The organism is Nonomuraea sp. NPDC005983 (assembly GCF_040614375.1).
Lineage (GTDB): Bacteria > Actinomycetota > Actinomycetes > Streptosporangiales > Streptosporangiaceae > Nonomuraea.
The window spans coordinates 1-14,994 of record NZ_JBEXUP010000071.1; the positions used below are offsets into that span (position 1 = coordinate 1).

Sequence of the window (14,994 nt, forward strand, 5' to 3'; positions counted from 1 at the left end):
ATTCGCAGGGCAGTCGACTGCTTCATGGTGATCCCTCCACGATCTTCTGAGTCCTACCCTGGTTTGAGTGCCGGACGCGACTCTTCTCGCTGAGCACCGCCTTCACTTTGACCACCGTTGTCTCTCCCCCGCGCCGCGACCGTTAACGTGGCCGCATGGCATGCCGGATCACCGAACTCGGGGCAACGAGTTCTGCCTGCTCCGCGCCCGCGTCACCTGTGGCAGGCGGATAAGGGCTCCGAAACACCCGCCGTGGCCGAACCTCTGCGCCCGACCGGCACTCAAACCAGGGTAGGACTCAGAAGATCGTGGAGGGATCACCATGAAGCAGTCGACTGCCCTGCGAATCGGTCGTTCGGCGCTGGTCGCGGCGCTGGCTGGAGGGGTGGTGCTGGTCGGCGTCGCACCCGCCGCGCTCGCGGCGCCCGCCGCGCACCGCAAGGTCACGCTGGGGCCGTTCGGGTACGGGAGCGTGAAGCTGGGAATGTCCGCCGCCAAGGCCAAGACGACCGGGAAGATCGTGTCCAAGTCCGCCCCCGGAAGGGCGCCCGGGTGCTCCGGCTGGGACCTCAAGGACCACCCGACCGGCAAGGACAACGTGGGGCTGTACATCTCCAAGAAGCTCGGCGTGGCCGTGATCTTCGCACCCAAGGGCGTCAAGACCCCTGAGGGCATCGGAATCGGCTCCACCCACGCGCAGCTGAAGGCCGCCTATCCCAAGCTGGAGCAGAGCGCGAGCGGGTTCCCCATAGTCGGGGTTCCGGGCAACCCGAAGGCCCACTACTCCTTCCTCCTGTCACACGACAAGATCTACGAGATCGTGCTGACGGTGAACGGCCAGGACTGCGTCAACTAGAACTCCCCCTCCGGGCGACGGTGAGGCCCGTCGGCCCCGCCGTCGCCTCTCGGCGGGGCCGCCGTGGCCGGCCACCCTCGGCGCCGGCTTCAACCGCGCCCTGACCTGCCCTGCCGGGCATAGGAGCACCCGCACCCGGCTCGTCGCGGTGGCCACCTGGGCCGGGCGGTTCGCGCCGGTCCGGTGGGCGTAACGTGGCGTGCATGCCGAAGGTTCGCCTCACCGGCGAGCGGGCCACCATGCTCGCCACCCTGTACGGCAGGGCTCTGGACGCCCGGTCGCCGAGGCCGCTGCTCAACGACACGATGGCGCTGGACGCGGTCGAGCAGCTCGACTTCGACGCCGCCGCCACCGGGGTGCGGCGCGGCGACCACGTCACCTTCGCGCTCCGCGGCAGGCACCTCGACTCCTGGACCCGCGAATTCCTGGCGAGTCACCCCGCGGCCACCGTGCTGCACCTCGGCTGCGGCCTCGACAGCAGGGTCTACCGCGTCGCCCCGGGCCCCGGCGTGCGCTGGTTCGACGTCGACTACCCCGACGTGATCGACCTCAGGCGGCAGCTCTACCCGCCGCGCGACGGCTACCAGATGATCGCCTCGTCCGTCACCGATCCCGCGTGGCTGGAGGACGTGCCCACCGGCCTGCCTGTCCTGGTCGTGGCCGAGGGCCTGACCATGTACCTGGAGGAAGCCGACGGCAGGGCGCTGTTCCGGCGGATCGTGGACCGCTTTCCGCACGGCCAGTTCATCTTCGACGCGTTCAGCACGCGCGGCATCAAGCTGCAGAAGATCAACAAAATCGTCCGGGCGGCGGGCGCCACGCTGCGCTGGGGCGTCGACGGCTGCTCGGACCTGGAGTCGATCGCGCCCGGCCTGCGGTGCGCGAGCGCGGTGGGCGCCCTCGACATCGACGGCTACGACGAGCTGGGAGCCGGCTACCGGACGCTGGTCCGGGCAGCCAGGCTCCTGCCCTTCCTGCGGCGGATGTCGGTCTACTACCGGCTCGAGTTCTGACGGTCTCCCGCCCGTGCGGGCGGCGGGGCTCTCGCGCCGCCCGCACATCCGTCACCGCGTCCCGGCTACCGGGACGCCCGCCAGGGGCTGGGCGGCGTAGGTGAGCCGGACGATCCCGTCCGGGTCACGCGCCGCGCGGGCGCGCACGCCGAAGACGTGGCGCAGCACGTCCGGCGTCAGGGCGTCGAGCGCGGGCGCCGCCGCCGCGACCCGCCCGCCGTGCAGGACGACGAGCGAGTCGCACACGCGGGCGGCCAGGTCGAGCTCGTGCATGACGACGAGCGTGGTGGTCCCGAGTTCCCTGATGAGGTCCAGGAGCTCGAACCGGGCCTGGATGTCGAGGTGGTTGGTGGGTTCGTCCAGGACGAGCAGCCGCGGTTCCTGGGCGAGCGCGCGGGCCAGCAGGACGCGCTGGCGCTCGCCGCCCGACAGCGAGCCGAAGGCGCGCTCCGCCATGGCGGACACCCTGGCCCGCGCCATCGCCTCCCGCACGGCCGCCTCGTCGCCGGGGGCGTGGCGGGTGAACAGCGCGTGGTGCGGGGTGCGTCCGAGCTCGACCACCTCGGCGACGGTCATGCCCGCCGGTGTGGTGTCGTCCTGGAGCACCGCCGCGATGCGGCGCGCGGCCTCCCGCGACGACCAGGCCCACACGTCCCGCTCCCCCAGCCGCACGGTTCCCGAGCCGGGGCGCAGCGAGCGGTAGACCGTGCGCAGCAGCGTGGACTTGCCGCTGCCGTTGGGCCCGACGAGGCCGACGACCTGCCCCGGCTCCGCCACGAGGCAGACGTCGTGCAGGACGGGCACCCCGCCGAGCGCGACGCTGACGTTGTCGACGCGCAGTCTCATCGTTCCTCCCTGCGCAGGAGCCAGACGAAGAACGGGGCGCCGAACACCGCCGTGAAGATGCCCAGGGGCAGCTCGGCCGGACGGTCCACGGTCCGCGACAGCAGGTCGACCAGCACCATGTAGAGCGCCCCGACGAGCGTGGCCAGCGGCAGCAGCCGGCGGTGGTCGGTGCCGAAGGCCATCCGCACCAGGTGGGGAACCATCAGCCCGACGAACCCGATGCCGCCCGCGACGGCGACGACGGTGCCGGTCAGCAGCGAGGAGACGACCAGCAGGCCGACTCGGGCGCGCCGGACGTCCACGCCGAGGGCCGTGGCCGGCTCCTCGCCGGTGATCAGGGCGTTGAGCCGCCGCCCGTACAGCACCAGGCCCGCCGTGCAGGCGAGCACGGCCACGGCGACCGCGGGGAGATGGCCCCACTGCGCGCCGGCGACGCTGCCGAGCATCCAGAACATCACCTTCCGCAGCTCCTCGGGGTCGGCCTGGAGCTGCAGGTAGCTGGTGGCGGCGAGCAGCACGTAGCCCACCGCCACGCCCGACAGCACCAGCCGCGTGGGCGTGAGCCGGCCGCGCCGCTGGCCGAGGGCGAACACGACGAGGGCGGCGAGCATCGCTCCGGCGAACGCGGCCGAGGAGACGCCGAGGCCGCCGGCGGCCGCCGACCCCAGCGTCATGACGAGCACCGCGCCGGCGGAGGCTCCGGAGGAGACGCCGAGGACGTACGGGTCGGCGAGCGGGTTGGTCACCAGCGCCTGCAGGACGGCGCCGGCGACGGACAGGCCCGCTCCGGCGAGCGCCGCGAGGAGCACCCGGGGAATCCGGTACTCCCAAATGATCTTGGCGTTGACCGGGTCTCCCGGCCGGCCCGTCACGATGTCCCAGGTCTCGGCGAGCGGGATGTTGACGGACCCGACACCGATCGCGACGAGCATGCCTGCCACCAGCGCCGCGGCGAGCGCGACCAGGCAGACGGTCAGGGGAATGCGGCGCAGCATCAGAACTTCTCCGGGTGGAGCATCTTGGCGATCCGTTCCACGGCGATGGCGTTGTCGGGGCCGAGATAGGCGGAGTCTGAGAGCACCACGTACCGGTTGTCTCTGGCCGCCCGCCAGTGCGGGAACTGGGCGAAGAGCTTCCTGGCCTCGCCGTCGGGGTCCGGGTTGCGCCAGTTGATGAGCACGACGGCGTCGACGTCGGTCCTGGCCACCTGCTCCTTGCTGAGGTTGGCGAAGACGGCGTCGGTGACCCCGGCGAACGCGTTGACGCCTCCGGCCTTGGCGAAGATGTCGTTCCACATGCCGTTGGCGCCGATCGAGCTGAACTCGGCGGCGCCCATCTCCATGCCCGGGATGACGTACATGACCTTCGGCCTCGGCCCGTCCTTGACCTTGGCCGCGATCTGCTCGATGCGCTCGCGCGAGCGCGCGATCAGCTCTTCGGCCCGGCCGGACACGCCGTACACCCTGCCCAGCTCGCGCAGCATCTCGTAGCTGTCGTCGATGGTCTGGGTGCCCTTGATGGTGCCGGGGCCGCCGCAGGTGGAGTCGGGGAGCCAGGTGTTGGCGCCGATTCCGAGCAGCTCCTGCCGGGTGGCGTAGCCGTTCTGGGCGTCGAAGTCGAAGCCGGTCGTGCCGATGACGAAGTCCGGGCGCAGCGAGAGCATGCTTTCGCGGGAGATGTCGTAGCTGCCCTTGTTGATCTTCACTTTGGGGAGCCGCTCGATCGCCTCCGCCCGGCCGGGCACGTCCGAGGCGCCGTAGGACTGGGCGTTGGCGACGATCCGGCCTTCCACACCGAGCGCAATCAGCGCGGAGACCTGCCCCACCGCGCCGCCGCTCATCAGGACGGTACGGCTGGGCGCCCGGTCGAAGGTGTAGGAGTGGCCGCAGTTGGCGATCGTGACGGGATAGCCGGGGGCCGGACGTCCGGCCGCCGAAGCAGTCGGGGCCGACGAGGCCGAGGGGGCCGCGCACGCCGTCGCCGGCAGGCAGAGCGCGGCGAGCAGGGGGAGCGCATGCGAGAAGCGCACAGGAGGTCCTTTCGCGGCACGCCGGAAGGGCGCGCCGATGCCAGTGGTCGTTTCCGTCCGGTCAGAGACCGGGAATCAGAACGCCCGGTCGCGGACCGGGAACCAGAAGGTCCGGTCTTGGACCTGGACTCGGAGGTTCCGGTCGGGGACCGGGAATCAGAGGGAGGAAACGACCGCGGGCGGGCCCCGGCGGCTGACCGCGGCCCGCAGCATCGCGGACCGCAGCCGAAGGACGTCGGGAAAGACTGGGACGGGGTGGTGTCCGGCCGCGGGTTCGGGCTCCGGCCAGGCGATGAGCAGGCGGATGACGCGGGCGCCGAGCAGGCGCAGGATCGCCCACGCGCCCGCCTCGCCCTTGGCCAGCCAGACGGCGGTCAACGTCACGGCCGCGCCGTGCAGGACCGTCATCCCGAAATCGGGCACCGCGCAGTGGAGGTGCTGGACGACGGCCTCTCCGGGAGGGGTGGCGTCGACGGCGGCGAAGATCACGTGCATCCCCGCCTGCACAGCCGCCAGCAGCGGGAGGATCACGGGGAGGCCGCGTTCCCGCCGGGTCGCCGGCAGCGCCGCGAGCAGCGACAGCCCCAGCCCCCAGGTGGCCGTCTCGGCGCTGACCGTGCCCCCGGCGAACACATGGGCGAGCGCGCCCAGCGCGACGCACACCGTGGCGAAGGCCGCGGCGCGGGCGAGACGAAGCAGGGGGGCCGCCAGCATGACCCGGACATCATCGCACGGGATCCGGCGGCCCCCGCGATCACCTCCCCGGGCCGGTTAGGCGGTCGCGGAGCCTGCGGATCACCAGCGGGCCGTAGCCGCGGACGAGCGGCTCCACGGCCGGGGCCAGGAGCCGCATGCCGGGAAAGCGGAAGCCCCCGAGGAAGGCGAAGCGGGTCCGGCCGCCGTCGGGAACGGCCGCCATCCCACCGAGCAGGAACCGGCTCTGCATGACGCACCACCCCGGGCGCAGCACGATGTCGAAGCGGGCCCGAACCCCGCCGTACCCGCGCGCGTGGCCTTCCAGACGTTCCCCGTCGGCCGCGGTGATCCGCATCGACCGGACGTCCGGCAGCAGGACGGGCAGTTCGCGCTCCAGGTCCGCCGCCACGGCCCACACCGCGTCGAAGGGGGCGTCCACGACCTCCTCGGCGAACAGGGCGCTGGGCTGGGCGGCGGCGAGGATTCTCAGCCGTGCCACGTTGTCGAGTTCCGCGACGGGCCAGGTCATCGATCCCACTCCTTTCTGAAGCTGCGCCGCGCCCGGAACAGCCTGGACTTGACGGTGCCCGCGGGCAGGGCCAGCAGCTCGCCGATGGCCTGCTCGTCCAGGCCTTCCAGGTCACGCAGGGTCAGCACGGCCCGGTGTTCCGGCGTGAGCCTCTCCAGCACGTCCCGGACGTCGGCCGACAGCTGCGGGTCGCCTCGGTCGGGGACGTCGTCGAGCTCGGCGGGCCTGGCACGGCTCGCCTTGCGGGCCACCCGTACGGCCTCGCGGACCGTGATGGCCCGCGCCCAGCCGAACAGCGCGGCCGGCTCCTTCAGCTGCCGCAGGCTGGTGAAGATGACGATGAGGGCCTCCTGCGCGGCGTCCTGGCCGTCGTCGAGCGCGATGGGGCCGGCCAGCCGCCCCACGTACGGGGTGAGGGCGGCGAGCAGCTCCTGCATGGCCAGCGCGTCGCCACGCTGGGCGGCGCGCACCAGCGTGGGGAGGCGGGCGGGGTCGACGTGCTCCGCCGCCCCCGCCGGAAGCGTTGACATGCGCACCATTACAGTCCGCGCAGGAACGGGACGAGCGTGCGGGTCAGCTCGTTGCGCCCCGGGCCGGCGAAGAGCGGGTCGAGGTGCTTCATGGCGTGATCGCCCGCGTAGGTGGCCCGGGGGATGCGGGAGTGCTTGACGACCCAGCGGGCCGCCGTCAGCTCCGTGCCCTTGTCCAGGCCGCTCTCGAAGGCGTACAGCGGCACGTTGACGCGGCGGGCGTGCCACAGCCGCAGGCCGAGCAGCTTGGCGGACTCGGTGTCGGCGTACGGGTCGACGGCGTCCAGGTCGAGGCTCAGCCGCTGCGGCCAGTACCACTCGAACGTGCCCGGCTCGGGACCGGCCATCGCCTCGGCGACCCGCGACAGCGGCGTCATCCCGTCGTCCACCCAGTCCCCATCATCGTCCCCATCCTCGCCGAGCCGTCCGGACACGACCGCCAGTTGCGGCGCGGTGCCCGGCGCGGCCTGCACCAGCCAGCCGAGCAGGCCCGCGTTGGTGACGGGCCGGGAGGGGCGCAGCTTCTCCGGGAGCCGGTCCGCCAGGACCGACGGCGCGTGCGGGTACCGATGGGCGTACCAGGCGACGAGCTGGTACCAGATGGCCGCCTGCTCGGGCCGGGTGCCGAACCCCTTCCCCTGCGACAGGTAGTCGTCGAACGGCTCGCCCTCCTCGATCGCGGCGAGCCGGGCGCGGACCTCCGCGGGCGAGTTGTGGATCGTCCCGCCCTCGCCCGCGAACGCGCCGTGCACGCCGCCGTCGATCAGCAGCAGCCCGGACAGGTCCTGGTAGCCGGGGCGGCCGGCGAAGTCCCAGGCCGCGTACGCCAGCGCGGTCGTCGCCCCCCAGGAGTGGCCGCCGAGGACCACCTTGCGGCGGCCGTGGTCCGCGGCGGCCTGGACCACGCCGCGCAGGTCGTCCAGCGCGACCTTCAGCCCCCAGGAGCGGGCCTGCGAAGGGGCGGGGCTGCTGCGGTAGCGGCCGTCGAGGTAGTAGCGGGCCGGGTCGCCGCCCTGGAATCCGCCGAGGTCGGCCAGGCTCTGCTCGCGGCGGTCCACGGCCCACACCTTTCTGCGGCGGGCAGCCGCCGCCTTCCGCCACCGCCGACCCTCCGCGCACACCTCGCCGACTTCCGCCACCGTCGGCCCGGTGCAGCGGATTGAAGCATTCTTTCGATCATCTGAAATCCTGCGGAGACGGGAGGAAGCAGCCGGGCCTCGACGGCCTGACGTGTGCTCCCGGGTCGTCACATCGTCAGGCGAAGGAGAGATTTCATGGTCCGCCGTTGGAGCCCCGCCGGCCTCGCACCGCCGATCGGCCAGTACAGCCACCTGGCCGGCGTGCCCGCCGACCACGAGCTGGTGTTCATCTCCGGCCAGGTCGGAGCGCTGGACGACGGCACGCTCGCCGGCCCGGACGCGGAGTCGCAGACGCGGCAGGCCTTCGCCAACATCGAGACGCTGCTCGCATCCCTCGGCGCCGAGCCCGGGCACCTGGTGAAGCTGTTGACGCTGGTCGCGGGCACCGAGCACCTCGACGGCTGCCGCGTCGCCCGGACCGAGGTGTTCGCCAGGTGGTACCCGGACGGCGACTGGCCGGCCCACTCCCTCGCCGTGGTGGCCGCGCTGGCCGCCCCCGAGCTGGCAGTGGAGATCGAGGGCGTGGCCGCGGTGCCGCGCCGCTGACCGCCCGCCCGGCAGCGCCGCAGGACCTGGCGGCAGCGCGGTGCTTCCGGGCCGGTTCCTGCGTGCACGCTACTCCCCCATTTCGCGCATGAATTCGCAATAACCTGGCATCCGCGAATAGGCAGCAAATCTCTGGCTAATAGGGAATATGGTGGCTGGCCTGGCACGCGTGCCAGGATTGTCCGACGGCCAGTCAATGGCGATTTGCCGATATAGGAGCGTGTATGCCGAGTTCTCGCGGTATAGGCGGTCTGACCGATATCCCTGGTGGGGAGTCCCGTCAGCCCGGGCCGACAGCGCTACGGATGCTGGTCGGCGCGCAGTTGCGCCGGCTGCGCGAGTCACGAGGGATCACCCGCGAAGCAGCGGGATACGTCATCCGGGGCTCGCACTCCAAGATCACCCGTTTGGAGCTGGGGCGCACCGGCTTCAAGCCACGCGACGTGGCCGACCTCCTCACCCTGTACGGCGTGGACGAAGCCGAACGCGCAGCTGTGCTCCTCCTGGCCGAGCAGGCCAACGCGCACGGCTGGTGGCAGAACTACCGCGACGTGATACCCGACTGGTTCGAGCCCTACCTCGGGCTGGAGCAGGACGCGGCCCTGATCCGCACCTACGAGATCCAGTACGTCCCCGGGCTGTTGCAGACGCCGGAGTATGCCCGCGCGGTCATCGCACAAGGCCACGAGGGCGCGCCCGCCGAGCAGATCGAGCGCCGCGTCGCGGTCCGGATGCACCGCCAGCAGATCCTGACGTCACCCGCGCCGCACAGGCTCTGGGTGGTGATGGACGAGGCGGCGCTGCGCCGTCAGGTCGGGGGCGGCGCGACGATGCGTGCCCAGCTCGAGCACCTTCACCAGATGGCCGCGCTGCCCCACGTCACCCTCCAGGTGCTGCCGTTCGGTTCTGGCGGCGACGTCGGGGGCGTCGGACCGGTGACCATCCTTCGCTTCTCCGAGGCCGACCTGCACGATGTGGTCTATCTCGAACAGATCGCCGGCGCGCATTACGTCACCAAGGAGTCAGACGCCCTCCCCTACCAGCACCTGCTGAACCAGCTGGGCCTCCACGCGCAGCCGTCGGCCGCCACCCCGGCGATCCTCCGCGAGATCGCCGGCACGCTGTAGGGCTACTACCGCTTGCGGGCGACGCCACCGAAGGCGTCCACCTCGTCAGGGACGCCGAAGAGCTCGGCTTCCACCCGCCATCGGGAGACCGAGACGACGCCTGGGGCCACCAGTTCAAGGCCGTCGAAGAACCGGGCGATCTCCTCGGGGCTGCGCAGGCGATAGGAGTACACCTTCCCCTCGTCGCGGAGTCGCTCGGCCTGTGCGGCCGCGTCGGGTTTGACGCTGTTCGTGCCGTCCTCGAAGATCAGGTAGCTGCCTGGCGGCAGCGCGTCCAGCAGGTTCCGCACCAGCGCGTGTGCCTGATCGTCGTCGAGGACGGTGCCCATCACGCCGAGCAGCATGAGCGCGGTGGGGCGGGAGAGGTCCAGCGTCTTGGCCGCCAGGTTCAGGATGGTGTCGGGGTCGCGGACGTCCGCCTCGATGTAGTCGCAGGCGCCCTGGGGGTGACTGGTGAGCAGCGCCTGGGCATGCACCAGCACCAGGGGGTCGTTGTCCACGTAGACGATGCGGCAGCTCGGGTCCACCCGCTGGGCGACCTCGTGGGTGTTGTCGACGGTCGGCAATCCGGTGCCGATGTCGAGGAACTGCCGGATGCCCGCGTCCGCGGCCAGGTGCCGGACGGCACGCCCCAGGAACGCCCGAGCGTGACGGGCGATGTCCTCCATACCTGGGTAGACGTGCCGGAGCTGCCCGGCAAGCTCGCGGTCGACCGGGTAGTTGTCCTTTCCGCCCAGCCAATAATTCCACACCCGGGCTTGATGGGGCCGGGTGGTGTCGATTCTTGGGGGAATTGCCCGGTCAGGCAGGAGTGACTCGTCCGCCACGAAAGCTTCTCCTCATATGTCGCATTCGCTGATCTTCAAACTTAGCGTCCCGGTCTTTCCTTTGCTATCGCACCGCAAATCGGGATCCAGCGGATGTTTCATGACGAATGCCGCAAGGTCATCGACGCCGGGGTCACTCTCCGAAAAGCTGGGGATTGTCCTTGACGTACTCTTCCAGGCTCGACGCCGGCCTTCCGGTGATCGTCTCGACGTCGTGCGACACGCGGTCGTAGCGGTTCTGCGCATGGAGGCGCGCCATCGTCGCGAGATGCTCGAAGAGATGATCCGGAAGCCCCAGCGCGGCCAGGTCCCGGTCGACCCATTGCTCGTAGGGCACGTCCACGTAGGTGACGGGCCGGCCCAGCACCACGGAGAGCGCCACGGCCATGGCGTGCAGGTCGCGGGCGGCCGGGCCGGTCAGATGGTAGGTGCGGCCGATGTGCGGGGACGGGTTCGCCAGGATCTCCGTGACGACCTCGGCGACGTCCCGGGCCGCGATCGGAGAGGTGCGCCCGGAGCCGAACGGCAGCCGAATCGTGCCGTCCTTCACGATCGAGGCGAAGGCGAACTTCTGGAAGAGCGGATTCTCCATGAACACGGTGGGCCTGACGTGGATGACGGGGAGGCCCGACCAGTTGAGAACCTGTTCGGCGAGCCAGTGCGCCCGCTGCTGGATGGACTCTGACGTGCTGGTCAGGTCCATCTGGGCCACCGTCATCTGCGATATGTTGACGAACGCGTCCAGATGCCCGTGGTCGCGCGCGACCGCGGCCGCCGTGACGGCCGCCTCCAGGTACTGCGACGACACGCTCATGCCGAAGTACATGCGGTCGCAGCCGGCCATCGCCCCGGCGACGTCCGCCGCGAGCGTGAGATCGCCGACGACGACCTCCGCACCCGTGGCGCGCAGCGCCTCAGCCCGGTCGTCCTCGCGATGGACCAGGGCGCGGACCGGCAGGTTCCGCCTGCGGAGGTTCTCGACCACCGTCCGGCCGACGGCTCCGACGCTCCCCGCGGCGCCGGTCACCAGAATCGGTTGCTCAGCGGACATCGGCATCTCCCGTCGCGAACACCGGGACGGCCGGCGGCGTCCTGGACGAACGTCCTCCCCCGGCCGCAGGACTCCTGCCAGCATAGGCCTGAGCGGGACGAACGACCCGGATGGCAGCCGTGTCGCGACCCGAGGCCGGCCTGCGCCAGGAGTCCGGGGCCGCCGGCGCCTCGCCGGCTACCGCCGCGCTACCGGCCACGGCCGGACGAACGTCGGCGGCCAGGCGTCGGGTCAGCGGCCGGACATCGGGGACCGGGCGTCGGCGACCAGGCGTCAAATCAGCGGCCGGGCCACATCGCGTTGAGGCGGTCCGCCGTGGCCTGGTACGCCTCTTCCTGGACCGGGGTGAGGACGACGTCGGCGCCGGGTCCGGCGGCGGCCAGGCGCTCGCGCAGCAGCGTGGGCGTCACCATCGTGACGTTACGCCGCCCACCGGCGGCACGCCCGACTATCCCAAAGTAGCGTGATCGTTTCCCGGGGAGTGAGGTTCTGGCCAGAGCGGAGGGTTTGGGGGGCAGCGAGCCTTTTCGGATGTGGTGACTACTGAGCCCTACAGCGCCACCTTGACGTAGAGCGGCATGTGGTCGGAGGTGGATGTCCGCTGCTCGACGTGGCACTGCCGTACGCTGCCCTTGGGGGCGAACAGGTAGTCGAGCTTCTTCGTCACGCTGCCGTCTTCGCGGGTACTGGTGTGTGTCCACCGTCCCGTACGGCGGCCGCCACGCTGGTCGCATTCGTCATACGCCTTGTAGGCGGGGACGATGGCCCGGCGGCCTGCGGCGCTGCCGTAGTCGCTGTCCGGCGGCGCGACGTTGAGATCCCCGCCGAAGACGGCCCGGTAGCCGGGTTGCGCTGCAGCCGCCATCAACTCCCTGATCTGCTGTTTCCGGTACGGCGCGCCCGGCTGCCGGTCGTCATTGGGCAGTCCGGCCGACAGGTGGGTGCCACAGACCTTGACCCGCTTGGCGGAGATTGTCGCGCAGAGCGCGCTGCGCTTCACATACCACGGCGGCGAGGTCAGCGGGTATGTCTGGAAAGTGGCCGCGTGGTCGGCCACCGCAACGGTGACGCTTTGGACGCCACGCGAGCCGCCCTGGTGGTCGGGATGGCACGCATAGGGGGTGCCGTCGTTCGAGGTGAGGCCCCACGACTGGACGGTCCACATCCGGCCGGTCTGCTTTTCCAGCCAGAGCTCCAGCGCCCCGGCAGCGCCCGTGCAGAACTCCTGCAGGAAGATCACGTCGGGCTTGATCGGCCCCGTGAGGGCGTACCGGCCGATGTTCCACGCCAGATCTTGTACGCTCCTGCGGTAGAAGGAGCAGTATGGGTTGGTGCCGGCGCAGACATTCCAGGTCATCACGGAGAGCGGAGATGCCTGTGGGGCGGCGGGAGCTATGGCCGCGAGGCCGATTCCCACCGCAAGCATCGCGTGTCCCATCATGAATGGCCATGTAACCATACGGATCACCCATGACGATGTCCTCAACCATAGGCCCAGCAGCATCGGTTGCGTGACCGCCCACAGGCTGCGCGCCAGCGGGCGCGTGGGAACGCCCGCAGTCGCTTGTCCGCAGCTCGACTATGTCGTGAGGACGAATCGGAGCACGGCGGGCAGTTGTGTGCCGAGCTCGGCTGAGGTGACCAGGACTCCGTCCGGCACGGCCCCGGCTCCATCGGCCGGGTCGCGTGCACAGCGGAAGCGTGGTGGGCCATCCAGAATGCGACACCTTCCAGGACGGCATATTGCTCGCCGGGCAACGTGCCGTCGGCCTTCGGGCCGATGTTGAGCAGCGGGTTGCCACCGCGCGAGACGACGCCCACCAGCAGGCGAACCGCGCCTGCTGGATCCAGCAAGTGCTCTGGGCCCTCGTTGCGGTTGTAGCCGAAGGAGAAGCTGACACCCCGGCAGTAGCGCGCCATCCCAACGGTCGTTGACCAGACGGCCCAGCGGCTCGCGTACCAGTCGAGCCCGCCTGAGTAGTAGACGCCGAAACGCAGCCCCCGGGCCCGGGTGGCGGTGGCGAGGTCGGCGATCAGATCGCGGTGCGGGCCGCGGCGGTCGATGGCTCCCAGTTCGCCGACGGGCTCGGCCCAGGCGGGCACCGAACACGCGCCCCCATGGAGGAAGATGCCGAGCTTGGCGTCGGTGAACCAGGCGGGAACCGGCCTGGCATTCACGCCACCTCTACGAAGATCGGGTTGGTGTAGCACCAGAGGTCGTTCCACGGGTTCTCGTTGGGGCCCGTGTCGGCGGCCGGCTCAAGGCCTCCGGCGGCGCTGCGCTTGCCGTCGGTACCGCGCAGCCGGAAGTAGAACGGCTCGCGAACGTCACGGAACCTGTAGTGGAACTCGGCGACCCTGGCCCTGCCGTTCGGCGTGAACGACTCGACGACGCGCACGTCCGGGGCGGTGAAGGTGTCGGGGTCGGTGGCGGGACCCGTGACCGCGCCGCGGATCAGGTCCAGGCGGGCCAGCCTGGGTACCTCGTCGTTGGCGTTGGGGCGGCCGGCCAGGTCGACGGAGATGGTGACGGTGACGTCGTCGCCTCGTCGCACCGATAGCCGGCCGCCGAGGGTGACCGGCGCGTTGCCGGGGGCGTGCGCGTCAACGTGCAGGCCGTCGATGAGACCGCCCATCGACACCCAGACGCGGCCGGCCCTGAGAGCCTCCATGACCGCGCCGTGGCTGCGCGAGGTCGCACCGACGACGGTCCGGCTGAACTGGCCGGGCCAGAAGTCGGCATGCCGCTGCGGGACGCCGCCGTCGATCGGGTCCGGGTATTTGCCGTGCTGGTCGTACCAGTCGCCGGGCCGCTGGGGCTCAATGATCGTGTCGTTGTGGTAGAAGTGGCCGTCGGAGTTGGTGGTGATCCACCAGCCCTTGCCCTCGGCGAGCATCGAGTCCCACATGCCGCCCAGGATGCCGGTCATCGAGTCGAAGCCGCCGTAGGTCGGGTAGTGCTCCGGCCGCCAGCCGGTCCAGGAGTTGGCGTCGGCGGTGTTGTTGTAGTCGCCGCGGGCCCGGGGCTCGTTCTGGGCGCCGGGCGCGCCCTCCATACCGACCGCGATGTGCGGGGCGGCGTCGCGGAAGGCTCGCAGGTCGCGCGGGGAGAAGCGGCCGCGCCGCATCACGTGGTTGATCAGGAACAGCGCGGAGTTCGCCGACCCGGTGCGCAGGGCGGTGTCGAGCCAGCCGAGCGCCTCCAGCGCCTTCGCCTCGTTGGCCGGGGTGCTCGCGCCGGTGCCGTTGATCCGCGAGTCGAAGAGCCGCTCGAACGCGCGCAGCAGCTGGACCTCGTCGCGGGCGCCGTCGAAGAACACCGTGGCGTGCTCGCCGCTGGGGACGTTCCACTCCAGGCCCTGCCACAGCAGCAGCTCCGGGTGCCTGGCGCGGGAGGCGACGATGTCGGCGTAGGTGGACTCGACCGCGAACTTCTCGTGTGCGGCGTGCCCGTGGTCGGTGATGACCAGCCAGTCCAGGCGGCCGTGCTTGATGGCGCCGGCGGCCTGCTGCTCGATGGTGTACATGCCGTCGTAGCTGTACTGCGTGTGGACGTGGTGATCACCGGCAAGCCACTGGTGGCCGCGCGAGCCGCCGCTGGTGGCGGCCGCGGGACGCGCCGCGGCCAGGCCGCCCAGGGCGGTCACGCCGACAGTCGCGGCGCCGAGCAGGCCGCTGTTCAGCAGGAAGCGGCGCCGGCTGACGTCAGTGGGGGGCAGCTCACTCTCCGGCACGGACAGGTCCGCGAACGCGGCCGTCCCCTCCGGGAGATCGTGGGAGTGATCATGACTGTGGCACATGGGGA

17 protein-coding genes are annotated in these 14,994 nt (G+C 71.1%); 4 read left to right on the top strand and 13 right to left on the bottom strand.

Annotated features, from left to right (window positions below):
- Positions 1-322: 322 nt before the first annotated feature.
- Together ABZ297_RS27530 and ABZ297_RS27535 are read left to right on the top strand one after the other, a co-directional pair.
- Positions 323-856, top strand: coding sequence for a hypothetical protein (locus tag ABZ297_RS27530; protein WP_355351513.1), 534 nt, complete (start codon positions 323-325; stop codon positions 854-856).
- A gap of 203 nt (positions 857-1,059) precedes the next feature.
- Positions 1,060-1,869, top strand: coding sequence for a class I SAM-dependent methyltransferase (locus ABZ297_RS27535; RefSeq protein WP_355351515.1), 810 nt, complete (start codon positions 1,060-1,062; stop codon positions 1,867-1,869).
- 51 nt (positions 1,870-1,920) lie between these two features.
- On the opposite strand, the gene ABZ297_RS27540 is transcribed toward ABZ297_RS27535, so the two are convergent.
- The 7 genes from ABZ297_RS27540 to ABZ297_RS27570 form a co-directional block, all read right to left on the bottom strand.
- Positions 1,921-2,715 (bottom strand): ABC transporter ATP-binding protein, encoded by a 795-nt coding sequence (locus tag ABZ297_RS27540; RefSeq protein ID WP_355351517.1) that lies wholly within the window; start codon positions 2,713-2,715, stop codon positions 1,921-1,923.
- Positions 2,712-3,710 carry an iron ABC transporter permease gene (locus tag ABZ297_RS27545; RefSeq protein ID WP_355351519.1) on the bottom strand — a complete coding sequence of 333 codons (999 nt, stop codon included), beginning with the start codon at positions 3,708-3,710 and terminating at the stop codon, positions 2,712-2,714. Before ABZ297_RS27545 ends, ABZ297_RS27540 begins: the two co-directional genes overlap by 4 nt.
- On the bottom strand, positions 3,710-4,744 hold the full coding sequence (locus ABZ297_RS27550) for an ABC transporter substrate-binding protein (RefSeq protein ID WP_355351521.1): 1,035 nt from the start codon (positions 4,742-4,744) through the stop codon (positions 3,710-3,712). Before ABZ297_RS27550 ends, ABZ297_RS27545 begins: the two co-directional genes overlap by 1 nt.
- Before the next feature lie 156 nt (positions 4,745-4,900).
- The gene (locus ABZ297_RS27555; protein WP_355351523.1) at positions 4,901-5,458 is read right to left on the bottom strand and encodes an MFS transporter; all 558 of its coding nucleotides are present in this window, start codon (positions 5,456-5,458) and stop codon (positions 4,901-4,903) included.
- 40 nt (positions 5,459-5,498) lie between these two features.
- Positions 5,499-5,969, bottom strand: a complete 471-nt coding sequence (locus ABZ297_RS27560; protein ID WP_355351525.1) for a hypothetical protein — start codon at positions 5,967-5,969, stop codon at positions 5,499-5,501.
- The gene (locus tag ABZ297_RS27565) at positions 5,966-6,499 is read right to left on the bottom strand and encodes a sigma-70 family RNA polymerase sigma factor (RefSeq protein ID WP_355351527.1); all 534 of its coding nucleotides are present in this window, start codon (positions 6,497-6,499) and stop codon (positions 5,966-5,968) included. Before ABZ297_RS27565 ends, ABZ297_RS27560 begins: the two co-directional genes overlap by 4 nt.
- Before the next feature lie 8 nt (positions 6,500-6,507).
- A complete protein-coding gene (locus ABZ297_RS27570) occupies positions 6,508-7,557 on the bottom strand; it encodes a hypothetical protein (RefSeq protein WP_355351529.1) in 1,050 nt (349 codons plus the stop codon).
- 216 nt (positions 7,558-7,773) lie between these two features.
- Between ABZ297_RS27570 and ABZ297_RS27575 the strand changes: the two genes are divergently transcribed.
- Both ABZ297_RS27575 and ABZ297_RS27580 read left to right on the top strand, forming a co-directional pair.
- Positions 7,774-8,184, top strand: coding sequence for a RidA family protein (locus ABZ297_RS27575; protein ID WP_355351531.1), 411 nt, complete (start codon positions 7,774-7,776; stop codon positions 8,182-8,184).
- 305 nt (positions 8,185-8,489) lie between these two features.
- A complete protein-coding gene (locus ABZ297_RS27580) occupies positions 8,490-9,311 on the top strand; it encodes a helix-turn-helix transcriptional regulator (protein WP_355351533.1) in 822 nt (273 codons plus the stop codon).
- Between the two features lie 5 nt (positions 9,312-9,316).
- On the opposite strand, the gene ABZ297_RS27585 is transcribed toward ABZ297_RS27580, so the two are convergent.
- The 6 genes from ABZ297_RS27585 to ABZ297_RS27610 form a co-directional block, all read right to left on the bottom strand.
- On the bottom strand, positions 9,317-10,138 hold the full coding sequence (locus ABZ297_RS27585) for an SAM-dependent methyltransferase (RefSeq protein ID WP_355351535.1): 822 nt from the start codon (positions 10,136-10,138) through the stop codon (positions 9,317-9,319).
- 133 nt (positions 10,139-10,271) lie between these two features.
- The gene (locus ABZ297_RS27590; protein WP_355351537.1) at positions 10,272-11,189 is read right to left on the bottom strand and encodes an NAD(P)H-binding protein; all 918 of its coding nucleotides are present in this window, start codon (positions 11,187-11,189) and stop codon (positions 10,272-10,274) included.
- Between the two features lie 278 nt (positions 11,190-11,467).
- A complete protein-coding gene (locus ABZ297_RS27595) occupies positions 11,468-11,599 on the bottom strand; it encodes a hypothetical protein (RefSeq protein ID WP_355351539.1) in 132 nt (43 codons plus the stop codon).
- Between the two features lie 140 nt (positions 11,600-11,739).
- Positions 11,740-12,546 carry an endonuclease/exonuclease/phosphatase family protein gene (locus tag ABZ297_RS27600; RefSeq protein WP_355351541.1) on the bottom strand — a complete coding sequence of 269 codons (807 nt, stop codon included), beginning with the start codon at positions 12,544-12,546 and terminating at the stop codon, positions 11,740-11,742.
- A 125-nt stretch (positions 12,547-12,671) separates the two neighbouring features.
- Positions 12,672-13,367 (bottom strand): alpha-L-fucosidase, encoded by a 696-nt coding sequence (locus ABZ297_RS27605; protein ID WP_355351543.1) that lies wholly within the window; start codon positions 13,365-13,367, stop codon positions 12,672-12,674.
- Positions 13,364-14,989 (bottom strand): PHP domain-containing protein, encoded by a 1,626-nt coding sequence (locus ABZ297_RS27610; RefSeq protein WP_355351545.1) that lies wholly within the window; start codon positions 14,987-14,989, stop codon positions 13,364-13,366. Before ABZ297_RS27610 ends, ABZ297_RS27605 begins: the two co-directional genes overlap by 4 nt.
- Positions 14,990-14,994: the final 5 nt, after the last annotated feature.

What these genes read in the sequence shown, in the direction of transcription:
- ABZ297_RS27600 (WP_355351541.1), bottom strand. Translation starts at nt 12,546, where the DNA reads ATGACCTGGAATGTCTGCGCCGGCACCAACCCATACTGCTCCTTCTAC.
- ABZ297_RS27560 (WP_355351525.1), bottom strand. Translation starts at nt 5,969, where the DNA reads ATGACCTGGCCCGTCGCGGAACTCGACAACGTGGCACGGCTGAGAATC.
- ABZ297_RS27575 (WP_355351531.1), top strand. Translation starts at nt 7,774, where the DNA reads ATGGTCCGCCGTTGGAGCCCCGCCGGCCTCGCACCGCCGATCGGCCAG.
- ABZ297_RS27610 (WP_355351545.1), bottom strand. Translation starts at nt 14,989, where the DNA reads ATGTGCCACAGTCATGATCACTCCCACGATCTCCCGGAGGGGACGGCC.
- ABZ297_RS27565 (WP_355351527.1), bottom strand. Translation starts at nt 6,499, where the DNA reads ATGTCAACGCTTCCGGCGGGGGCGGCGGAGCACGTCGACCCCGCCCGC.
- ABZ297_RS27590 (WP_355351537.1), bottom strand. Translation starts at nt 11,189, where the DNA reads ATGTCCGCTGAGCAACCGATTCTGGTGACCGGCGCCGCGGGGAGCGTC.
- ABZ297_RS27535 (WP_355351515.1), top strand. Translation starts at nt 1,060, where the DNA reads ATGCCGAAGGTTCGCCTCACCGGCGAGCGGGCCACCATGCTCGCCACC.
- ABZ297_RS27540 (WP_355351517.1), bottom strand. Translation starts at nt 2,715, where the DNA reads ATGAGACTGCGCGTCGACAACGTCAGCGTCGCGCTCGGCGGGGTGCCC.
- ABZ297_RS27545 (WP_355351519.1), bottom strand. Translation starts at nt 3,710, where the DNA reads ATGCTGCGCCGCATTCCCCTGACCGTCTGCCTGGTCGCGCTCGCCGCG.
- ABZ297_RS27530 (WP_355351513.1), top strand. Translation starts at nt 323, where the DNA reads ATGAAGCAGTCGACTGCCCTGCGAATCGGTCGTTCGGCGCTGGTCGCG.
- ABZ297_RS27580 (WP_355351533.1), top strand. Translation starts at nt 8,490, where the DNA reads ATGCTGGTCGGCGCGCAGTTGCGCCGGCTGCGCGAGTCACGAGGGATC.
- ABZ297_RS27555 (WP_355351523.1), bottom strand. Translation starts at nt 5,458, where the DNA reads ATGCTGGCGGCCCCCCTGCTTCGTCTCGCCCGCGCCGCGGCCTTCGCC.